This window comes from Bacillus sp. FSL R10-2201 (genome assembly GCF_038008665.1).
GTDB lineage: Bacteria > Bacillota > Bacilli > Bacillales > Bacillaceae_G > Bacillus_A > Bacillus_A mycoides.
On sequence record NZ_JBBOZP010000001.1, the window covers coordinates 2002822 to 2023008 of the forward strand.

At 33.0% G+C, this 20187-nt stretch carries 17 protein-coding genes; 16 read left to right on the forward strand and 1 reads right to left on the reverse strand.

Annotated features, from left to right (window positions below; all coding sequences use genetic code 11):
- Positions 1 to 329: 329 nt before the first annotated feature.
- Positions 330 to 1538: a macrolide family glycosyltransferase gene (locus tag NSQ69_RS10435; RefSeq protein WP_002141425.1), complete on the forward strand. Its 1209-nt coding sequence runs from the start codon at positions 330 to 332 to the stop codon at positions 1536 to 1538.
- A 169-nt stretch (positions 1539 to 1707) separates the two neighbouring features.
- Complete coding sequence (locus tag NSQ69_RS10440) at positions 1708 to 2565, forward strand: YitT family protein (RefSeq protein WP_088291370.1); 858 nt, start codon at positions 1708 to 1710, stop codon at positions 2563 to 2565.
- Positions 2566 to 2609: 44 nt separating this feature from the next.
- On the opposite strand, the gene pdxR is transcribed toward NSQ69_RS10440, so the two are convergent.
- Positions 2610 to 4010, reverse strand: coding sequence for a MocR-like pyridoxine biosynthesis transcription factor PdxR (gene pdxR / locus NSQ69_RS10445; RefSeq protein WP_050000251.1), 1401 nt, complete (start codon positions 4008 to 4010; stop codon positions 2610 to 2612).
- A 131-nt stretch (positions 4011 to 4141) separates the two neighbouring features.
- Here pdxR and NSQ69_RS10450 point away from each other — a divergent pair, with 131 nt between their 5' ends.
- The 14 genes from NSQ69_RS10450 to NSQ69_RS10515 all read left to right on the forward strand — a co-directional run bounded on the left by NSQ69_RS10450 (position 4142) and on the right by NSQ69_RS10515 (position 20179).
- Positions 4142 to 4564: a GNAT family N-acetyltransferase gene (locus NSQ69_RS10450; RefSeq protein ID WP_002012485.1), complete on the forward strand. Its 423-nt coding sequence runs from the start codon at positions 4142 to 4144 to the stop codon at positions 4562 to 4564.
- Positions 4565 to 4714: 150 nt separating this feature from the next.
- Positions 4715 to 5842 carry a metallophosphoesterase gene (locus NSQ69_RS10455; protein ID WP_050000252.1) on the forward strand — a complete coding sequence of 376 codons (1128 nt, stop codon included), beginning with the start codon at positions 4715 to 4717 and terminating at the stop codon, positions 5840 to 5842.
- Between the two features lie 231 nt (positions 5843 to 6073).
- The gene (locus NSQ69_RS10460) at positions 6074 to 6640 is read left to right on the forward strand and encodes a GNAT family N-acetyltransferase (RefSeq protein ID WP_341099218.1); all 567 of its coding nucleotides are present in this window, start codon (positions 6074 to 6076) and stop codon (positions 6638 to 6640) included.
- A gap of 6 nt (positions 6641 to 6646) precedes the next feature.
- Positions 6647 to 7207: a 2'-5' RNA ligase family protein gene (locus NSQ69_RS10465; protein WP_050000254.1), complete on the forward strand. Its 561-nt coding sequence runs from the start codon at positions 6647 to 6649 to the stop codon at positions 7205 to 7207.
- Entirely contained in the window at positions 7204 to 7689 is a 486-nt protein-coding gene (locus tag NSQ69_RS10470) for a GNAT family N-acetyltransferase (protein WP_016120093.1), read from the forward strand. Before NSQ69_RS10465 ends, NSQ69_RS10470 begins: the two co-directional genes overlap by 4 nt.
- A gap of 12 nt (positions 7690 to 7701) precedes the next feature.
- Complete coding sequence (locus tag NSQ69_RS10475; RefSeq protein ID WP_002012492.1) at positions 7702 to 8091, forward strand: cupin; 390 nt, start codon at positions 7702 to 7704, stop codon at positions 8089 to 8091.
- Positions 8072 to 8500 (forward strand): GNAT family N-acetyltransferase, encoded by a 429-nt coding sequence (locus NSQ69_RS10480; protein WP_078203203.1) that lies wholly within the window; start codon positions 8072 to 8074, stop codon positions 8498 to 8500. The genes NSQ69_RS10475 and NSQ69_RS10480 overlap by 20 nt, the downstream gene beginning before the upstream one ends.
- Before the next feature lie 308 nt (positions 8501 to 8808).
- Entirely contained in the window at positions 8809 to 9105 is a 297-nt protein-coding gene (locus NSQ69_RS10485) for a WXG100 family type VII secretion target (RefSeq protein ID WP_000918598.1), read from the forward strand.
- Positions 9106 to 9230: 125 nt separating this feature from the next.
- Positions 9231 to 12791, forward strand: coding sequence for a type VII secretion protein EsaA (esaA, locus tag NSQ69_RS10490; protein WP_341099219.1), 3561 nt, complete (start codon positions 9231 to 9233; stop codon positions 12789 to 12791).
- Positions 12763 to 13266: a type VII secretion protein EssA gene (gene essA / locus NSQ69_RS10495; RefSeq protein ID WP_002127039.1), complete on the forward strand. Its 504-nt coding sequence runs from the start codon at positions 12763 to 12765 to the stop codon at positions 13264 to 13266. The genes esaA and essA overlap by 29 nt, the downstream gene beginning before the upstream one ends.
- Positions 13267 to 13270: 4 nt before the next feature.
- Positions 13271 to 13522 carry an EsaB/YukD family protein gene (locus NSQ69_RS10500; protein ID WP_016120098.1) on the forward strand — a complete coding sequence of 84 codons (252 nt, stop codon included), beginning with the start codon at positions 13271 to 13273 and terminating at the stop codon, positions 13520 to 13522.
- 72 nt (positions 13523 to 13594) lie between these two features.
- On the forward strand, positions 13595 to 14794 hold the full coding sequence (gene essB / locus NSQ69_RS10505; protein ID WP_002127042.1) for a type VII secretion protein EssB: 1200 nt from the start codon (positions 13595 to 13597) through the stop codon (positions 14792 to 14794).
- A 43-nt stretch (positions 14795 to 14837) separates the two neighbouring features.
- Complete coding sequence (essC, locus tag NSQ69_RS10510; protein WP_341099220.1) at positions 14838 to 19343, forward strand: type VII secretion protein EssC; 4506 nt, start codon at positions 14838 to 14840, stop codon at positions 19341 to 19343.
- Positions 19340 to 20179, forward strand: a complete 840-nt coding sequence (locus NSQ69_RS10515; RefSeq protein ID WP_215585985.1) for a DUF3952 domain-containing protein — start codon at positions 19340 to 19342, stop codon at positions 20177 to 20179. The genes essC and NSQ69_RS10515 overlap by 4 nt, the downstream gene beginning before the upstream one ends.
- The last annotated feature ends 8 nt before the right edge of the window (positions 20180 to 20187 follow it).

Here is a 20187-nt window from a genome sequence, read left to right on the forward strand (position 1 = left end):
TACCAAGTGGATAATGATGGGGACAACATAGAACTTAAATAAATTTATGGTGAGAAATCAGTGTGAAAATTATATTTTTCTAGTTTTGTATGAATTATCAAAATAATTTTTCTGATGATAAATCTGAAAAATGCCTGAATGTAAATCCCGTATTTTTCAATAAATGAAAGGTTAAGTCTACTTTTATAAGAGTTATAATGTAGGTTATGAAAAATATTTCTCAATAATAAAATGAAGAGAAAAATATGAAGAAGTAGAATAGATTACTTAATAGTTTTAAATTAATTAATATGATTAACTATTGATTATATTAGATAGGAGAGAATATTATGGCAAATGTACTCGTAATAAATTTCCCTGGAGAAGGTCATATAAATCCGACTTTAGCTATTGTAAGTGAGTTAATTCGGCGAGGGGAAACAGTTGTTTCGTATTGTATTGAAGATTATAGAAAGAAGATTGAAGCAACAGGTGCAGAATTCCGAGTGTTTGAGAATTTCCTCTCTCAAATTAATATTATGGAACGAGTAAATGAAGGTGGGAGTCCTTTGACGATGCTATCTCATATGATTGAAGCATCAGAGCGTATTGTTACTCAAATTGTAGAAGAAACAAAAGGGGAAAAGTACGATTACTTGATATACGATAATCATTTTCCAGTAGGACGTATTATAGCGAATGTTTTAAAATTACCTAGCGTTTCTTCTTGTACAACGTTTGCTTTTAATCAGTACATTACTTTTAATGATGAACAAGAATCGAGACAAGTAGATGAAACTAATCCATTATATCAATCTTGTTTAGCGGGAATGGAAAAATGGAATAGGCAGTATGGAATGAAATGTATTAATATGTATGATATTATGAATCATCCTGGTGATATTACTATTGTATATACTTCAAAGGAATATCAGCCGCGTTCAGATGTATTCGATGAATCGTATAAGTTTGTCGGTCCATCAATTGCTACTCGAAAAGAAGTAGATAGCTTTCCTATGGAAGATTTAAAAGATAAACAATTGATTTTCATTTCTATGGGAACAGTTTTTAATGAACAACCTGAGTTATATGAAAAATGTTTTGAAGCGTTTAAAGATGTAGAAGCGACAGTCGTATTAGTTGTTGGTAAGAAGATAAATATAAGTCAATTTGAAAACATTCCGAATAACTTTAAGTTGTATAATTATGTGCCGCAATTAGAAGTATTACAGTACGCTGATGTATTCGTGACACACGGTGGTATGAATAGTTCGAGTGAAGCACTATATTACGGTGTCCCGTTAGTTGTAATTCCGGTAACAGGAGATCAGCCTTTAGTTGCGAAACGAGTGAGTGAAGTAGGAGCTGGAATAAGGCTTAATCGTAAAGAATTAACTTCTGAATTGTTACGTGAGACTGTAAAGAAAGTAATGTATGATGTAACGTTTAAGGAAAATAGTCGTAAAGTTGGAGAGTCACTTCGAAATGCTGGTGGGTATAATAGAGCAGTTGATGAAATATTTAAAATGAAAGTGAATTCATACTTAAAACTTAAATAAATGTTTGGAGCACACTTACTGAAATACGTAAGTGTGTTTTTATAAATAAATCACATAAAAAATCACTATAAAGGTGAAACTTTTGTGTATATAAACTGATATCTTTGAATTAGTAGTAAAATTACGTTAAAATAATACTAAGAAAATATATATGTTTTGGGGGTAATGAATGAAAAGAGTATTTGAATACGTATTATTAACAATTGGATCGATTATTGTAGCGGGTTCATTAGAGCTTATTTTAGCACCTAATGGATTAGTAGATGGCGGGGTAACGGCCATTGCTATTATGGCAAATAAAGTTGCTGGATTACCGCTTTATGGAGTATTTTTAGGACTTAATATCCCAATTTTACTATTTACTGCAAAAGTAATGGGTAAGAAGTTCTTTATCCGTACGTCTTATGCAAATGTTGTTACAACACTTGGATTGATTTATTTAAAGCCATTTCCAGCAATTACAACTTCGGAATTATTAATTGTACTTTATGGAGGAGTTCTATTTGGTGTTGGTGTTGGGATTGTTGTAAAAATGGGTGGAGCAATTGATGGGTCAGAAATGTTAGCTGTTTGGATGAACAAGCATTTTAAAGTACCAATTAGTACATTTTTACTTGCTGTAAATGCGGTTATTTTTGTATTTGTTGCTATTTTATTTTCAATTGAGCAAGCGATGTTCTCATTAGCAATTTTCTATATTGTTACGAAAATGATTGATTTCATATTAGATGGTATTAATCAAGGAAAGAGCGTTATGATTATTTCTGGGAAAAATAAAAAAATAGGCGATTTGCTTATGAAAGAATTGCAATTATCCGTTACGTATCTACATGGAGAAGGTGGTTTTTTAGGAGAGCACAAGAAAATCATTTATTGTATTACAAACCGTTTCATTTATCCAAAAATGAAAGATCTCGTTCTCTCTGTAGATCCAACCGCTATAATTGAAGCTTCCTATTCAACAGAAACAACTGGTGTTAAGCGTCCAGGAAGGACTGCTCGATCAGGAGACGTATCAGAAAAATAGTGTGTAAAATAACTCCACATAAGTATAACTTATGTGGAGTTATTTTACTTAGGGAACCAGGCTTCCTTTAGTAATTTGACTACAATTTCGATACTATCTTCGGGAATGCTGCCGAAACCGAGTAGTACATAGGACGCCTCTCTTAAATTATGTACAGAATCATATGTAGAGAGTGGGTATAATTTGATTTGTTGGTTTGCAGCAGTATGAATAAGTTCTTGTTCGTTCATACCATTATGAACATGAAGTACGATATGCAGTCCAGACTGTTCGCCAAGTATTTGAACACGAGATCCCATGTCATTTTTGATAGATTTAACTAGTAGTGTGTGCTTTCTTTTATATAACGTACGACTACGGTTCAAATGGCGCTCCCAATCACCATTGTGAATAAAGGTTGCAAAAGCGAGTTGCTGTATTGTAGAAACAGTTTGTTTAAACTTACCTTCAAGCTCTGTATAGATTTTTAATAGATGAGTTGGTAAAACGATATACCCCATTCGCAAAGAAGGTAAGAAGGATTTCGAGAAAGTTCCCATATAAATAACGCGTTCATTTGAATCTAGTCCTTGTAAAGAGGGAATAGGTTTTCCTACATAACGAAATTCTCCGTCATAGTCATCTTCAATAATATATCCTCCGCAATCATTGGCCCATCTTAATAATTCGAGCCTTCTAGATAATGGCATAATCATTCCAAGAGGAAATTGGTGTGATGGAGTGACGTATGCTACATTGGAACGTGATTCACGTAAAGCTGAAATACGAATCCCTTTATCGTCTAATGAAATAGGGTGAACAGGAAGACCAGAACTTTGAATCATGGCAGTTATACGGTGAAATCCAGGGTTTTCGATTCCATATTCTTTTTTTGAACCAAGCAGTTGAAGTAGTAGCCAAAGAAGAGGCTGCGTACCGGCTCCGATAATAATTTGATCAGGTGAAGAATGTACCCCGCGGGCATGGTATAAATATTTTGAAATATGCTCTCGTAAAACGAACTCACCTTGAGAATCTTCTCTAGCAAATAATTCATTTTCATACTGGAATAAAGTTTCTTGTAATGCTCTTTTCCAGTTTGTAATTGGAAAAGCTTTTTGATCAATCAGCCCTTGGCTACAATCATAGTCATATTGTTCTTTTTTTATATTGTTAGCGCTGTTTGACACAACTTGTTGTTTATTTTGAATGACATCAATATCAACTTCTGCAACAAAAATCCCACGTTTCGGTTTACTTTCTACATAACCTTCAGCTAGTAATTGTTGATAAGCAGATTCAACAGTAATACGGCTAACATTAAGTTGTACCGCTAAGTTTCTGTGAGAAGGAAGGCGTGTACCGGCAGGCAGTGATCCCTGAGAGATTTCTCGTTTCATATATTCGTAAATTTGTAAATAAATTGGTGTTTTACTTTCTAATTGCAATGGGATAGTAAGATCCATTTTATGAATTCTCCTTTAAAAACTGGCCATATAAAAAATAATCGAACTGTCACTTAAGTGAGGGGCAGTTACTTTTTATAATAATGATATAACATTTAGAAAATTTTATAAATAGTAAGGAGAGAATCATAATGAATATTAGAGAAGTAGTAACAGAAGCTGATTTACATGATGTATTCCCCGTATTACAGCAATTACGAACGAAACTTTCAAGAGAAGAAGCAAGTTCTTTATTTCAAAAAATGAAAAAAGAAAATTATAAACTACTTTCGTTACAGAATGAAGATGATGAAGTTGTTTGTCTTGCTGGTGTAGCAATTTGTACGAACTTTTATAATGAGAAACATGTTTTCGTATATGACCTTGTAACTGCGGAAGCTCACAGATCGAAAGGATATGGTAAAGTTCTTCTGTCATATGTAGAAAAATGGGGGAGAGAAAAAGGGTGCAATTCTATCGTTCTTACATCAGCGTTTCCAAGAGTTGATGCCCATCGTTTTTATGAAAGAGAAGGCTATGATAAGGTAAGTTATTCTTTTTATAAAGAGTTATAATATTAAGTAGGTTCTATGTGAGGTAACATATAGAACCTACTTTTATTTAGAAGTTTAAGATGAAGAGGGTTAATTGCTTATTTTGTCGAATAGTTTCTTTATAATTGAGACGATAATATTGAATGTAAAGAAGGTTAGGGGAGTTCATACTTGGAAAAAATTCAGAAACTATTAATCCCAAAAGGTGTAAGAGTTATCGTAATATCTGATATTCATGGCGAATTAAATCTTTTAAAGGAATTATTACATAAAGTTAATTTTAAAGATGAAGATTATTTAATTATTAATGGTGATCTTTGTGAGAAAGGAAGAAATAGCATTGGCGTCGTAAACTATGTGATGGATCTAGTAGTTAGCAAGCAAAATGTTTATGTAATTGAAGGGAATTGTGAAGCTGTAGTTGAAGCGCTTGTAAATGAAAATCCTGCGCTAATAAATTATTTATGTACGAGAAAGAATACAATTTTTAATGAATGGTTAGCGAAATTGAACGTTACCGTTAATGAAGAAAGTGATATTTGTGAAGTGAAAAACATATTGATGGGCCGTTTTTCAAAAGAAATAAAGTGGCTAACAGAATTGCCAACTGCTATTGAAACTGATGATTATATTTTTGTACATGCTGGCCTTGAAGATAGAGAGAATTGGAGACAAACAGACAGGAAAAATGCAATTGCAATGCCAGAGTTTTTCAATAAATCACATAGAGAAAATAAGTATGTAGTTGTCGGTCATTGGCCTGTTGTGAACTATTCCGAGGAGGCGCCGTCTAACAATCCAGTTATTGATAAGGAGAAAAAAATTATTGCGATTGATGGTGGTAATGCGATTAAAGAAGCAGGGCAATTAAATGCATTTATTATTCAGAGGACAACTTCAGGTGATACGTTTTCTTATACATATGTAGATCATTTTCCGCAGTATGAAGTATTGGCTGATTTTAATGCGAATTCAGTAATGCAGGGCGGGGTTACATATCCACATTATTACATAGAACCTGTGGAGAGAATGAAAGGTTTTACCGTATGTAAACAACTAGGAACAAATGAATTACTTCATGTGAAAAACGAGTATATAAAGCAACTTGAATCAGGTGAGTATACAGTGAAAACGGATATTTCTTGTGCGCAAATCAGTATTAGAAAAGGGGATAAAGTTTCTTTAATTGATGGTAGCTGCATGGGATATGATTTAATTAAAAAAGATGGAGTAGAGGGCTGGATAGAGAAAGGGATTCTACTTGAGGTAGAAAAGAAGGGAAATACAATATTTAGCTAAAATGGGAGGGATATAACCTCCTGTTTTTTATTAACTATGCTACGAGCTCGTACTTCATCTGATTTTTTCCGAAGTTCAGTTTCTAAATTAAACTCGAAAAAATTGGCTAATTTATATAAATAATTCGTATCATATAACAAAATTATATAAAATAGAGTGGAGTTTTGTTTTGATTTTTCTGAAAAAATATTATAATTGTATATGAAATAAAGAGGAATGTAGGAGGAAATTATGCAAAACGTTATATTAAAGGGGAACAAAGTTACAATTCGTACAATTGAGGAATCAGATATAAAAACATTATGGAGTATTGTATATAAAGAAGAAAATCCAGAGTGGAAAAAATGGAATGCCCCGTACTTCCCGTTCTCAATGCAAGGATACTCATCCTATAAAGAAAAGATGCAAACTTGTTTAAAAGAAGAACCGTTATCAAATCTTATTGTGGAAAATAATGGTCAAATTATTGGGGCAGTAAGTTTTTATTGGGAACATAAACCGACGCGTTGGTTAGAGATGGGAATCGTTATTTATGACCCAGCATACTGGAATGGTGGCTACGGTACAGAAGCATTAACACTATATAGAGATTTACTATTTGAAAATATGGAGATTGGTAGAGTAGGGCTCACAACTTGGTCTGGCAATGAACGAATGATGAAAGTAGCGGAAAAAATAGGAATGCGATTAGAAGGTAGAATGCGAAATTGTCGATATTATAACGGGACATACTATGATTCTATTCCAATGGGAATGATTCGTGAAGAATGGGAAGAGCTTTGTGTAACGAAGGGGTGAGGAAGCGTGTACGCTATTATTGCTACATTTGATAGAGTGTTTACTTATAAAATTAGAGAATTGCAAAGTGAATTAACGAATATAATCGGAATAAACCAACTAGCTGGAGTAGAACCCCATATTACATTGGCTGATTATAATGAGTTAGATGTTAATTTATATACGGAGAAATTAAAGGAGTTTGTAGCTTTTCAAGAGAACATTGCTGTTGTAACTTTTCCTTCTGTTGGAACTTTTCCTACTAACGGAACGATCTTTCTAGCACCGACCATTACCAATGAATTATTAAGATTTCATCATTCTTATCATGATTATTTCAAAACTTTTCATGATAATTCGAATTCATATTACGTACCAGGAAAATGGGTTCCGCATTGCACGTTTGCTAATGGGTTAAATTCAAATCAGTTTTTAAGTGTAATGGAATATATATATGAAAAATTTGATGTTACACTAGCTTCGATTGAGAAGTTGAAATTAATTAAGGTAAATTATGAAAATGGTTCTGCCATTTCTTCTAGTATATTAGCAGAATATAATTTAAAGAGAATGGAGACATCGAGATGACATATGTAATTAGAGAAATGAAGCAAGAAGATATTCATGCTGTACAAAACGTAGCAAAAATAGCTTGGCATGATACTTACGAAGGAATTATTCCGAGAGAGATTCAAGACAACTTTTTAAATGAAGCGTATTCCGATGAAAAAATGAAATATCGCCTTGAAAATACACATTTATTTGTTGCGGAAGAAGAGGGAGAAGTAATTGGCTTTGCAAATTTTTCACCAATTAGACTGCAAAACGAAGCAGAATTAGGTGCAATTTATTTGTTGCCAGATCAGCAAGGGAAAGGGATAGGGACAGCTTTGTTACAAAAAGGGATCACGACGTTAAAAGGGATTCGAAAAATGTACATTCATGTAGAAGCGGAAAATGAAAAAGGAAAACGATTTTATGAAGCAAAAGGTTTTGCGGCTTTAGAGCAATTTGAAGAAGATTTCGAAGGGCATATGCTGCAAACAGTGAGAATGGTTTTATACATATAAGGAGGATCAGAAATGAAAATTTTTGATTTCAGTGAAAAAGTGGGAGAGCATATATCAGCATTTCAATCTAACTTTATAATGTCAAAAATATTAAAACATCAAGGGAATATACATATCGGTTCTATGCATCTACAACCGAATGGAGTTATTGGATATCATGAAGCAGTTGTATCTCAACTGCTTCTAGTTGTACAAGGAGAAGGATTTGTTTGCGGTTCAGATAAAGAAAAAGTGAAAATAGGAGCTGGACAAGCTGCGTTTTGGGCGAAGGGAGAGTTACATGAAACGAGTACGGAAAAAGGATTGATGGCAATTGTAATTGAGTCAGACGGTCTTGAAAATGGTATTTCAATGATGATTAGAGGGCAGGAGGGAGAAAGGAATGATTACAAAAGCAGATGAGGAAGAAACGAAACAAATATTACATTATGCAGCTCAATCACTTTTCGAAGGAACGAGAGGGAATTGTCAACTAAGTACGGAAAAAGCGATTGAAATTACAAAACCTTTAGTAGAAAAAGGGGCATATTATATAGTTACAAAGGAAGAAAATAAAGTAGTGGGATGGATACTAATAGGAGAAAATGTGGACTATTTCTCTCGTGAAAAACTCGGTTTTATTTATGAATTGTATGTTTTTGCAGAGTATCGCGGGAGAGGATTATCACGAAAACTAATGAAAGCTGGGATCAAGGAACTACAAGAAAAGTATTCAGAAATTCGCTTGAATGTATTTACAGGGAACTTTGCAAAAGAAATGTACGAAGATTTTGGCTTCGTTGAAAGACAAGTAATCATGACGTTGAAGTGAGAAAACGATTTTAAGTGGGCGAAGAAACAAGAAAAAGAAAATGAGTATGTAATTTGTAAAGTTTATATTCTGAATTTTGGGTAAAAAAAGTTTTCTTTTTATTATTAAATAGAGGTAGAAACGCTTAGCAGTCCTTTTAAAAAAACAATAAATTTTTATTATATAATATAATGTTATTATGTTAAAAGAGAAATTTTGGAAAAATATCATTTTTTTGTTTAGAAATTTTTAAATTATTGATATAATCAATTTGTAGAATTGATTTTGGGTTAATTTTACTATTTTAAAATTTTAAGGGGGATTTAATAATGGCAGGACAAATTCGTATGTCACCAGAGGAGCTTAAATCAAAAGCGACTCGATATGGACAAGGTGCAAATCAAATTGAGGATATTTTACGTCAGTTACAAAACTTACAAAATGAATTAAGAGGAGAATGGGAAGGTCGTGCTTTCGAAGGTTTTGATCAACAGTTCAATCAATTAAAACCAAAAGTACAAAACTTCGCAGAGCTATTACAAGAAATTAATATGCAGCTTAATAAAACTGCAGAGGCTGTTGCTAGACACGACGAAGATCTTTCTCGTAATTTCGGTCTACAATAAAAACGGGCAAAAGAAATATATAATTTAGCCATGCAACTTTTGTTGTATGGCTAAATTGCTTTAAAACTAGAGTAAGATAAGGAGTCCTTAACTTAATAGACTCGCAGCCGCAGGAGTGATAAGTAGTGAAAAAGTTTAAGTGGAGCATCTTGTTGTTTATTATTTTAGCTCTTGTGCTATCAACAGGAGTCTCCTATTTAGCATTAAATCAAAATGTTAAGAAAGCTAATGAGAATAGCACGCCAAAAATGACAGTTGCATTAGTAAATGAAGATCAAGGAACTGTATTTGAAGGGAATAAAATAGCGTTTGGAGATCAATTTGTTAAAAATGTAAATAAAAATACGAAACAAGAATGGTACGTAGTTAGTCGCGGAGTAGCAGAAAATGGTTTGAAAAATAATAATTACAATATGATGATTGTAATACCTAATGATTTTTCTAGGAAAGCTGTTGCGATTGATTCAGAACTACCAGAGAAATTAACGTTAAACTACAAAGTAAATGCAACTGGGAATAAAGATTTGAAAGCTGAGGCTGAAAATACGGCGTCTACAATTTTAGAGGATTTCAATAAGCAAATCATCGACGTTTATTTTGCAAGTATTATCGGTAAGTTGCAAGGTGCACAAGATAATATAGGCAAAATAATTGAAAAAGGAAACGTTCAAACAACTATGTACAAAAAAGATGTACATAGTCCTTTGGCAAATTATACAAATCAATTTAAAACGGTACAAGACTATACAGGAATTTCTGTTAATAGTTTTAAAGGATTTCAGGATGTCTTAAAAGGGTTTGGTCAAACATTAGATGAAGGAAATAAATCTAATAATACTTATTTGGAAGGCTTTAATAACTTTCAAAAAATGCAATCTGATAATAATTTGTTAGCTAATAATTTTTCGAGTCAATTTAATCAATCTATGAGTGAGATGGGTGCAGGTGATGCTTTAAAGCAGTTAAGCTCACTGGAATCGGCAAATAAAATTATTGCAAATCAATTTATGCTTTCAGAGAAAGAACCAAATATTTTAGCTGATGCTTCAGCAATGCAAAAATATTTAACAGATGTAAAAAAACAAGTATCAGAATATGATACAGAACTTGCAGGGAAGTTAGAGAGTGACATTCAAGCAACGATAAATAAACGATTACAGAAGTCTCTTTCAAATGATGGACAACAAGAAGTATTTATAAATACGTTAATGAAACAACCAGATGTTCGAATCAAGCAACAAATCGAGAATTTAATTACAAAATTACCTAGTTTAAATATGGAAGAAATAGTTCAAAGTGATTTGCCAGATGAAACGAAATTACAACTGAAAAATGTAATTCAATTTACAAATAAATATAATAAAGAAAATAACTTTAATTATGATCCTGTAAATAAAATCTCTTTAGGAAATTCAATTAAAGAAGTAAAGAATAGTCTTTCTAAGGATGGAATTACATTTAGTGATACAGCGAAAGTAATCAAGATGGAATCACCTCAAACTATGAACATAAGTATTCCAAGTGGCTTTGAACTATACGGAAGTACAGGATCTTTGTATATTGATGATGTGGATTATACAAGTGAATTTCTTCAAAACGGAGCAGTTACAATACCTGCCCGTAATGAAGGGGATTTAAAAATTAACCTTCATGTGAAGTTAATAGATCCAAGCATCAATATAGATGTTTTCTCTCCAGTAACATGGGAATGGAGATTAAATGGAAATTACGAAAAAGAAACTAGTTCTGGAAAAGAAGAGCCTAAAAAAGAAGAACCTAAAAAAGAGGATGAAGGAACACAATCCAAAAATAGCAAGGTGGAAAATGTAGTTAATAAAACGCAGTATGGAATAATGCCGCTAGTACATACTGCTAAAAAACCTATCATTCAAAAAACGGAACAGGATAACAATGGTAACGGAGGGACCCCTGAAGGCGGAACGGGAACAGATCCAGGAGGGACCCCTGAAGGCGGAACGGGAACAGATCCAGGAGGAAATCCAGGAGGCGGAACGGGAACAGATCCAGGAGGAAACCCAGGAGGCGGAACGGGAACAGATCCAGGAGGAAACCCAGGAGGCGGAACGGGAACGGATCCGGGAGGAAACCCAGGAGGCGGAACGGGAACAGATCCAGGAGGAAATCCAGGAGGCGGAACGGGAACAGATCCGGGAGGAAACCAAGGTGATAACTCAAAAGTTATTGAACGAACGACTAATCAAGTTGTACATCAAAAAACAGAAAAATTAACAACTAATACATCTAATGTACTAATTAAAGAAGCAGTAGATACTGTTCAAAGTTATCAAGGTTTACTTAGTCTGTACCAAATGTATTATGGGATTGACTTAAGAACGAAAGATGTAGGTCCTAAGCTAGAAGAGGGAAGTTTAGATGCAATTGCAACTGAACAATCTTTGTACTACGTATTAAATAAACAAAGCTTAACTGATTTAATTTCAAACCTTGTTTCATCTAGTATTACGGCAGAAGTTAAGCAAGATATGACAGGTTTAAAACAAAAAATAGACTCTTATCAACAATTCATTACTAGTGCGGATCAAAATTCAATGCTACTAGCGGAGAAATTAAATGTAACGACGCAGCAAGCAACTAGTATGAATGAAAATTTAGGAGAGTATTTAAAAGGTTTAGCGAAATGGCGTGAGAGTAGCTTAAAGCTAGTTGAAGAACAGCAAGTGCTAACAACAAATAATACTGGTGAGCAAACAGCTGTTTTATCGTTAGATTCTGGTATTAAATCATTAATGATGCAAAGTCAGTCATTGGTCGAGAGTTCGAAGCATAGTTTAACAACATCAGACGATGTATATAAAACATTTGATCAAATTAATGGACAAGCAAAAGAAATTCAAGAAAGCGGAACGACAATTGTTTCAAAAGCTGATTCATTATTAAATGACTTTACAAAGAAAATGGACGATGATAAATCATTCTCCAAAAACTTTACTAAAATTTTGGCTAATAGCCGAATTGGCGATCGCCAAAATGAAATGTTATATCAATTTTTATCTAGCCCAGTACAGAAACAAAATGATGGAGTCATTGTAGCTGGTAATGCTTTTACACCATATTTAATCGTATTAACTTGTTTTATTGTTGCGTTATTTACAGCATACGCAATTGCGAATCAGGAAAAGAAACGAACGCAATCAGATCATTTTGAAGAGAAATTCTCATTAATTGATATGAATGTACCAACTACAGTAGTGGCATTCGGTATATCAATTGTGGAAGGAATTAGTATAGGTATCATTTCTGGACGTCTTTTACAGTTCGGTCAAGATCAAAGTTTACTATGGATTGCGTTTATCACAATCATTATGATGGCGTTTGTATTGGTCTCAACATACTTATTACGACAAATAAAAATGGTAGGGATGTTTATACTATTAGTATTTTTAAGTATGTACCTATTTTTAACTGAAGCAGTTGGAAGTAAAGTAGATCAAATGTCGTCTGTTGGAAAGGTACGTCAGTTCTCACCACTTCAGTATATAGAAAGTTTTCTAAATGATTTTATTAGCGGTAAAGATACTGGAAAAGTTATTTTCATCGTGTTGTTTGTAATTGCCATTATCGGATTAGTTAGTAATCTATTTGTATGGCATAAGAAATGGGAGGAAAAAGAAGTAAATGATCAAACAATGGAGCATAGTGGCTAAGTTATCATTTCTCTCTATCCTTTTACTGTTTGTCGCGCTACCGATAAGGAGCGCGGCTGACAGTTATCTTGGTGATGATGGGAAGATTAAGTTTAAAGTAGACCGTGTTGAAGAAAACGACCAAGAAAAAAATAAAAAGGAACACAAGGAAACGGAATTAGATAAAGCATCGATTGAGTTATTTAATAAAGAAATAGAAGAAGAAATTCAGAAAAAGAAAAAGAAAGAACAAAAAGATATGGAAGTTTTACGAGATTCTCTTTTTATAAAACAAAAAGAAATAAATAGTGTTAAAGATACGAAAAATAGTTTGTTTAGCAGTGAATACGTTGTCAGAAAAAGTGCAGATGAAGTAGCGAATAATGAAACAATGAATGAAAAGCCAATTAGTACAACAATAATATTATTATTTGGCGGTGGCATTGTACTTATTTGCATCGGTATTTATACAGTTCTTCGCAAAAGTTGGAGGTAAAGTAATGGCAATACAAACACATATTAATGTAACGGTAGATTTTAGTAAATGGAATGAAAATACATATGATTTACGTATTCCGAATCATCAATCTATTAAATATTTGTTGAAAAATTTATTAGATACGCTAAAGATTGATAATCATGAAGGTTCACATTTTGTAATTAAAGTAAAGAATAAGTCAATTGTTTTAACAGATAATGATCGTTTAATCGATCACCAAATAACAGATGGAGATATTTTACAAGTTTTATAAAGAATATGTTTACTTTTAGTTATTTGAAAATAAGTTATTACGGGTTATAAAGAAAAGGAGAAGAGGATAAAAATGACGGAAAAAACAATTCAAATTGATGCAATGAACTATCAATTTCAAATAGAAAAGGAAAATTGGAAATTGGAGATGACAAAATCTCAAACACGTATAAAAGACTTCCGTCAATTTGATGTAATTACGGGCGCATCATCTGAATTTGTACCATTAACGATAGAGGAAACGGATGATATGTTTACCTTTATATTTCAAGTGGATAAAAAATTATATAAGTGGGATGATCTTAGCCGTTTTGGAAGAAATGAGAAATTAAGACTGCTTCGAAATGTTGCGCAGTTTCGTAAATATTTAAATAAACGAATCACGTTCTTTTTACATCCGGACAATATAGTTTTTAATGCTAATTTAATGCCAAGTATTATACATAGAGGAATTCGAGATATTGTTCCACCAACCCCGTTGTTAGAAGAGCAATTTTTAACACAATATAAGTGTCTAATTATCGCTTTATTCTCCCAAAAGCACAATTTTGATGATTTGTATGCTGGGTTACTAAAAGATGCAAAAGAAACAACATTTGAACAGACGGTTGCTCAAATGGAAAGCTTAGATGCATTACTGCAATTTCTTGATGACAGCTTTGAGAAGGAACAAACAAAAACAGAAAAAAATATGCAGTTAGTACCTAAAAAAAGCTATAAATCGTTTAAATACTTAGCTTTTTCCTTCATAGCGGCGACTGTGATTTTAGCTGCTCCTTTAATATATTTCACTTTTATAAAATTTCCTTATCAAAATAAATTATTAGAAGCAAATGCGAGTTTCATAGCAACTGATTATGACAAAGTAATTACTCAATTAAATGAAGAGGAATTTGAATCATTACCGGTTGCGTCTAAATATGAGTTAGCATTTGCATACATTACAGCTGAAAAACTAGGTGAAAATCAAAAGAAAGCAATTATGAAAAATATTAGTTTGAAAAGTGATGAAAAGTATTTACTTTATTGGATGTATAACGGAAAAGGTGATTTTGATAAATCATTAGATTTAGCTAAGACACTTGATGATCCGCAGCTTATTATGTACGGCCTTGTTAAACAAATTGAATCGCTGAAAAATAATCCGGACTTGTCAGGAGAAGAGCGTGATCAAAAGTTAAAAACATATGAGCAACAATTAGATGAGTATAAAAAGAAATATGGTAATTCATCAAGCGATAAAGACTTGTCGGCCACAGAGAAAAAAGAGTAAGCAAGGACTTGATGAGACAGTTGAAAAGGAGCAGTGAACACGGATGGAGCAACTATTAGTATTGACTTATGGAGACAAAATATATAAGTGCACATTACATCCAAATGAGCAATCAATAGTGTCGATTGGAAAAGAGTGGACAAATGATATTACGAATCCAAGTTTAGAACAAGAAGTAGAATTAAAGTGGAATAATGAAGTGAACGCTTGGATGGTACAAAATCAATTAATAGAGTTCAATAAGGAATTTGAGATTGGAAAAACTGAAGATGTGAGTTTAAAAATCTTTATATCTATTATTGGCACAAATAAAGTGTTTGATATAGGAACGAAACATTCTCTTACATTGAGTCAAAACAGTTTTGATGATATTTCTATTACCGGGACAAATGTAGATTTAATGCTATCTCGTGAAACGTTGTACGATTCCTTTAAAGTGAACGTATATGACGGGGATGTATTTCATAATTATACGAAGCTAAAAGATAGCGTTATGTTAGAAGCTGGAGACCAATTATATTTTGATGGTGTTTTAGTAGAAATAGGTAGTGAAGATATTCAAGTATTGTCTTCAGAAGAGAACGTTAAATCTACGCTACCTATTTTAGTAGAATCAGAAACGAATTATCAAAGTGGTTATCCAGACTATCATCGTTCACCACGTATTATTTACCGTGAACCAGAAGAGAAAATGACAATTGCAAAACCTTCAAGTATGCCGTCAAAACCGACTGAGCATTTGGCGAGAATTATTGCACCATCTCTTGTCATGATTGTCGTAACGGTATTACTCGCTATCTTTATGAAATATGGAATGTTTATTATTGCATCGATAGCGATGACATTAGTAACGATTATTGTTTCTGTCACATCTTATATAAAAAATTTAAAGCAATATAAAATTGACATTGTTGAACGTGATAAAAGTTATAGAGCGTATATAAAACAAAAAACGAAAGACTTACATGCAGAAAGTGAAAAGCAGCGTCATGCATTACAATATCATAATCCAAATGTTGAAGTGATACGTAATATGGCTGTGCAAGTAAATCCACGTATATATGAAAAAACAATGTTACATCATGATTTCTTAACATTTAGCGTTGGAACAGGACAAGCTAATACAAGTTTTGAAATCCAATTTAATGAAGAAGAATTTAGTCAAACGAAAGATGAATTAATTGATATAGCGCGTGAACTAAGACAGCGTTATCTATCATTGGAAGATGTACCTGTTGTAACAGATTTGATAAATGGACCGGTTGGCTATATTGGACAACGCTCTTTAGTGTTAGAACAATTACAATTATTAGTTGTGCAAACCGCGTTATTCCATAGTTATTATGACTTGCAGTTTATTACTATTTTTCCTGAAGAAGAAAAAGAAAAATGGGATTGGATGCGCTGGCTACCTCATGGAAGTGTTCGAGATATAAATGTACGTGGATTTGTATACCATGATCGTAGTCGTGATCAAGTGTTAAATAGTTTGTATCAAATATTGAAAGAACGAAAATTAAAACTAGATGAAAAAAGTTCAACTAATGAAAAAATGTACTTTGCACCGCACTATGTCGTTCTCATTACAGATGAAAAACTAATACTAGACCATGTTGTTATGGAATTCTTTAATGATGATCCGAGTCAATTAGGTGTATCACTTGTATTTGTACAAGATGTTATGCAAAGTTTACCGGAGCACGTGAAAACGGTAATTGATATAAGAGATGCAAAACAAGGGAACATCATCTTAGAGCAAGGAGAGCTTGTTAACCGTCAATTTAAATTGAATCATGTACCGAAAGGGTTCAATTTAGAAGATGTCTCACGTGCATTGGCACCGTTAAACCATTTGCAAAACTTAAAAAATAGTATTCCAGAAAGCGTAACATTCCTAGAAATGTACGGTGTTGAAAAAATAAAAGAACTGAATATCACAAGTCGTTGGGAGAAAAATGCAGCACATAAATCTTTAGCTGTACCACTTGGATTACGTGGTAAAGAAGATATCGTAAACTTAAACTTACATGAAAAAGCTCACGGGCCACACGGCTTAATAGCAGGTACAACCGGTTCAGGTAAGTCGGAAATTATACAATCGTATATTTTATCTCTAGCAGTCAATTTCCATCCTTACGAAGTTGCCTTTTTACTAATTGACTATAAAGGCGGCGGTATGGCGAATTTATTTAAAAACTTACCGCATTTATTAGGAACAATTACAAACTTAGATGGAGCACAAAGTATGAGAGCGCTAGCATCAATTAAAGCCGAATTACAAAAAAGACAACGATTATTTGGAGAAAATGATGTCAACCATATTAATCAGTATCAAAAACTGTATAAAGAAGGCTTAGTAAGTGAACCAATGCCACATCTATTTTTAATTAGTGATGAATTCGCGGAATTGAAGTCAGAACAACCAGAATTTATGAAAGAGCTAGTTTCAACAGCGCGTATCGGGCGTTCACTCGGAATTCATTTGATTTTAGCTACGCAAAAACCGAGCGGTGTTGTAGATGATCAAATTTGGAGTAACTCGAAATTCAAACTAGCACTGAAAGTTCAAAATACGTCGGATAGTAATGAAATTTTAAAAACACCAGATGCTGCTGAAATTACATTACCAGGGCGTGCTTACTTACAAGTTGGGAATAATGAAATTTATGAACTATTCCAATCAGCTTGGAGCGGGGCAGACTATGTAGAAAATAAAGAGGATAAAGAGCATTTAGACGCAACAATATATGCAATAAATGATCTAGGACAATATGAAATATTAAGTGAAGACTTAAGTGGACTTGGTAGTAGTAAAGAAGTAATAAGCGTACCATCTGAACTTGATGCTGTTATTGACTACATTCATGATTACGCAGAAGTAAATGAAATTGAAGCGCTAGCTAGACCGTGGTTACCACCACTTCCAGAAAGCGTATATTTACAAGACTTACACGCTATTCAGTTCAAAGAAGCATGGACGAAAGAAAAAAAACCATTAAAAGCAACAGTTGGTCTACTAGATCAGCCTGAATTACAATCACAAACACCATTAACATTAGATATTAGTAAAGACGGACACGTAGCGGTCTTCTCAAGTCCAGGCTACGGAAAATCAACATTCTTACAATCAGTCATTATGGATGTAGCTCGTCAGCATAGTCCAGAGCATTTGCATGTGTATTTAGTGGACCTTGGAACAAATGGTCTTCTACCTTTAAAAGGATTACCTCATGTAGCGGATACGATTACAATTGACGAATCTGAAAAATGTTTAAAGTTTGTTGAAAGATTAACTCAAGAAATGAAAAATCGTAAACGATTATTAAGTGAATATGACGTTGCAAATATTGAAATGTATGAAAAGGCAAGCGGGAAAGAAATACCACATATTATTATTGCAATCGACAATTATGATGCAGTAAAAGAAGCGAAGTTCTATGAAAGCTTTGAAATGATAATTATGCAAATTGTCCGAGATGGTGCAAGTTTAGGAATTCATACCTTAATTAGTGCAGGACGACAAAACGCACTTAGAATTCAATTGTACAATAATATTAAAATCCAAACTTGCCTATATATGATTGATCAAAGTGAAGTAGCTAGTATTGTAGGGAGATCTGATATAAAAGTGGAAGAAACAGCAGGAAGAGCGTTAATAAAACTAGAATCTCCTACATTATTCCAGGCTGCATTACCTACGAAAGCAGAAGATGAACTACAACAAATTCAATTATTACAACAAGAAGCAAATGATATGGACCGAGAATGGGATGGAGAACGTCCGAAGGCAATTCCAATGATGCCAGAAATTATTGATATTGCTACTTATCGTAAAAATAAAGACGTTACAAAAGCTCTACAAGCAGCAAGAATTCCAATGGGGCTTGATTTTGCAAACGTAGAAGTTGTAGCTCATGATATTGCGGTGAATGATCATTTAATGATTTATAGTGTAGATGATAGTATGAGAAAACAAATTGTAACTAGTATCCTATCTCAATTGAATAAAGATTATTTTGAAAGTGTGACGTTGGTGGATACAGCAGAGTATAGTTTCGTTCAATATAAAGGCAATGTGACACATTACATTGTAGACGAAAATGAAATAAATATGCATGCGAAGTATTGGATGGAAGTAATTCGCGAACGAGCTCTTGAATTAGCACAAGCAAGACAAGAAGATAGAGAAATTCCTACATTCACAAAACAACTCATTATCATGACAAATGTTGAAGAGTTTAGCAAATTTGTTTATTTAGAAATGGAGGATGCAGCAACTTTAATTGATCTATCTCGTACAGTAGGTATTTACTTTGTATTAGCAGGTCACCACGACTACATGGACCGAAATCGTGAAGCTCTACCTATGAAAATGAGAAGTAAACTAACAGCAGCAATTATCGCAATGCCATTAAATGATCAAAGTATCTTCAACATAAAATATATAAGCAACGAAGCGCCATTAGGTAAAGATGAAGTGTATTACTACCAAAAAGGGAACATAATGAAACTAAAAATGCCTAGAGTAACTAACGAGGTGACAGTATGAAATTAAAGAAGAAAGCTAAGGTGATGATAGTCGTGTCAATAGTGGCAAGTTTATTAAGTGGGTGTGGTTTTGGAGAGAAGCAAATAGATTATAAGCCATTTGTTAAAGCTTTGGATGAAGGTGATATGGGGAAGGTTATGTCTGCGAGTGATGATGGGTATGCGTATGTGAAGGAACGGGTTATTGATTTTACGACAGAAAAAAATGGTGATGACAGAATTCATAATACACTATATCAAACTACTGAAGGTATATATAATTTGAAAGAAAATTTATTGTATGGAGAAACCACTCAAAAAATAACAAGTGATATTAAGAACATAAAAGATAGACATAAGGATAATAAATATAAAGAAGAAGAAAAATATAGCACTAGGTTCATGTATAAAGATAGAAAGGGTTACAGTTCTGATTCGAACTTGGATGTTTCACATGTAAAACTAATTTTTAATAGATTGCAAGGTGTTGGGAGTTTACAACTGAAAATAGATGGAAATAAAAAGAAATTTAATGAACCAAATACAGTTGGTTTTACGTTAACGGAATCACAATTTCAAGAAATAATTAACGATAAATTGAATTTGCAATATGATAGTTTTGAAACAGCATCAATTGTATTTAATTTTAACGATTCTAAAGATACGAAACAGCATCCAATGCAAATAATACAATTAATAATTTCAATTGTATATGAAAAGAAAAATAGTGAGGGAAAATTATTAACACATACTCAGCAAATATCTGTGAATTTTAGTAGTAAAAAGGATAATGATCAGGAAGCTAAGCAAGATTATGTGAATTATGAAAAGTCTTTTCAAAATAATAAATCATTCTAAGGGAGCTG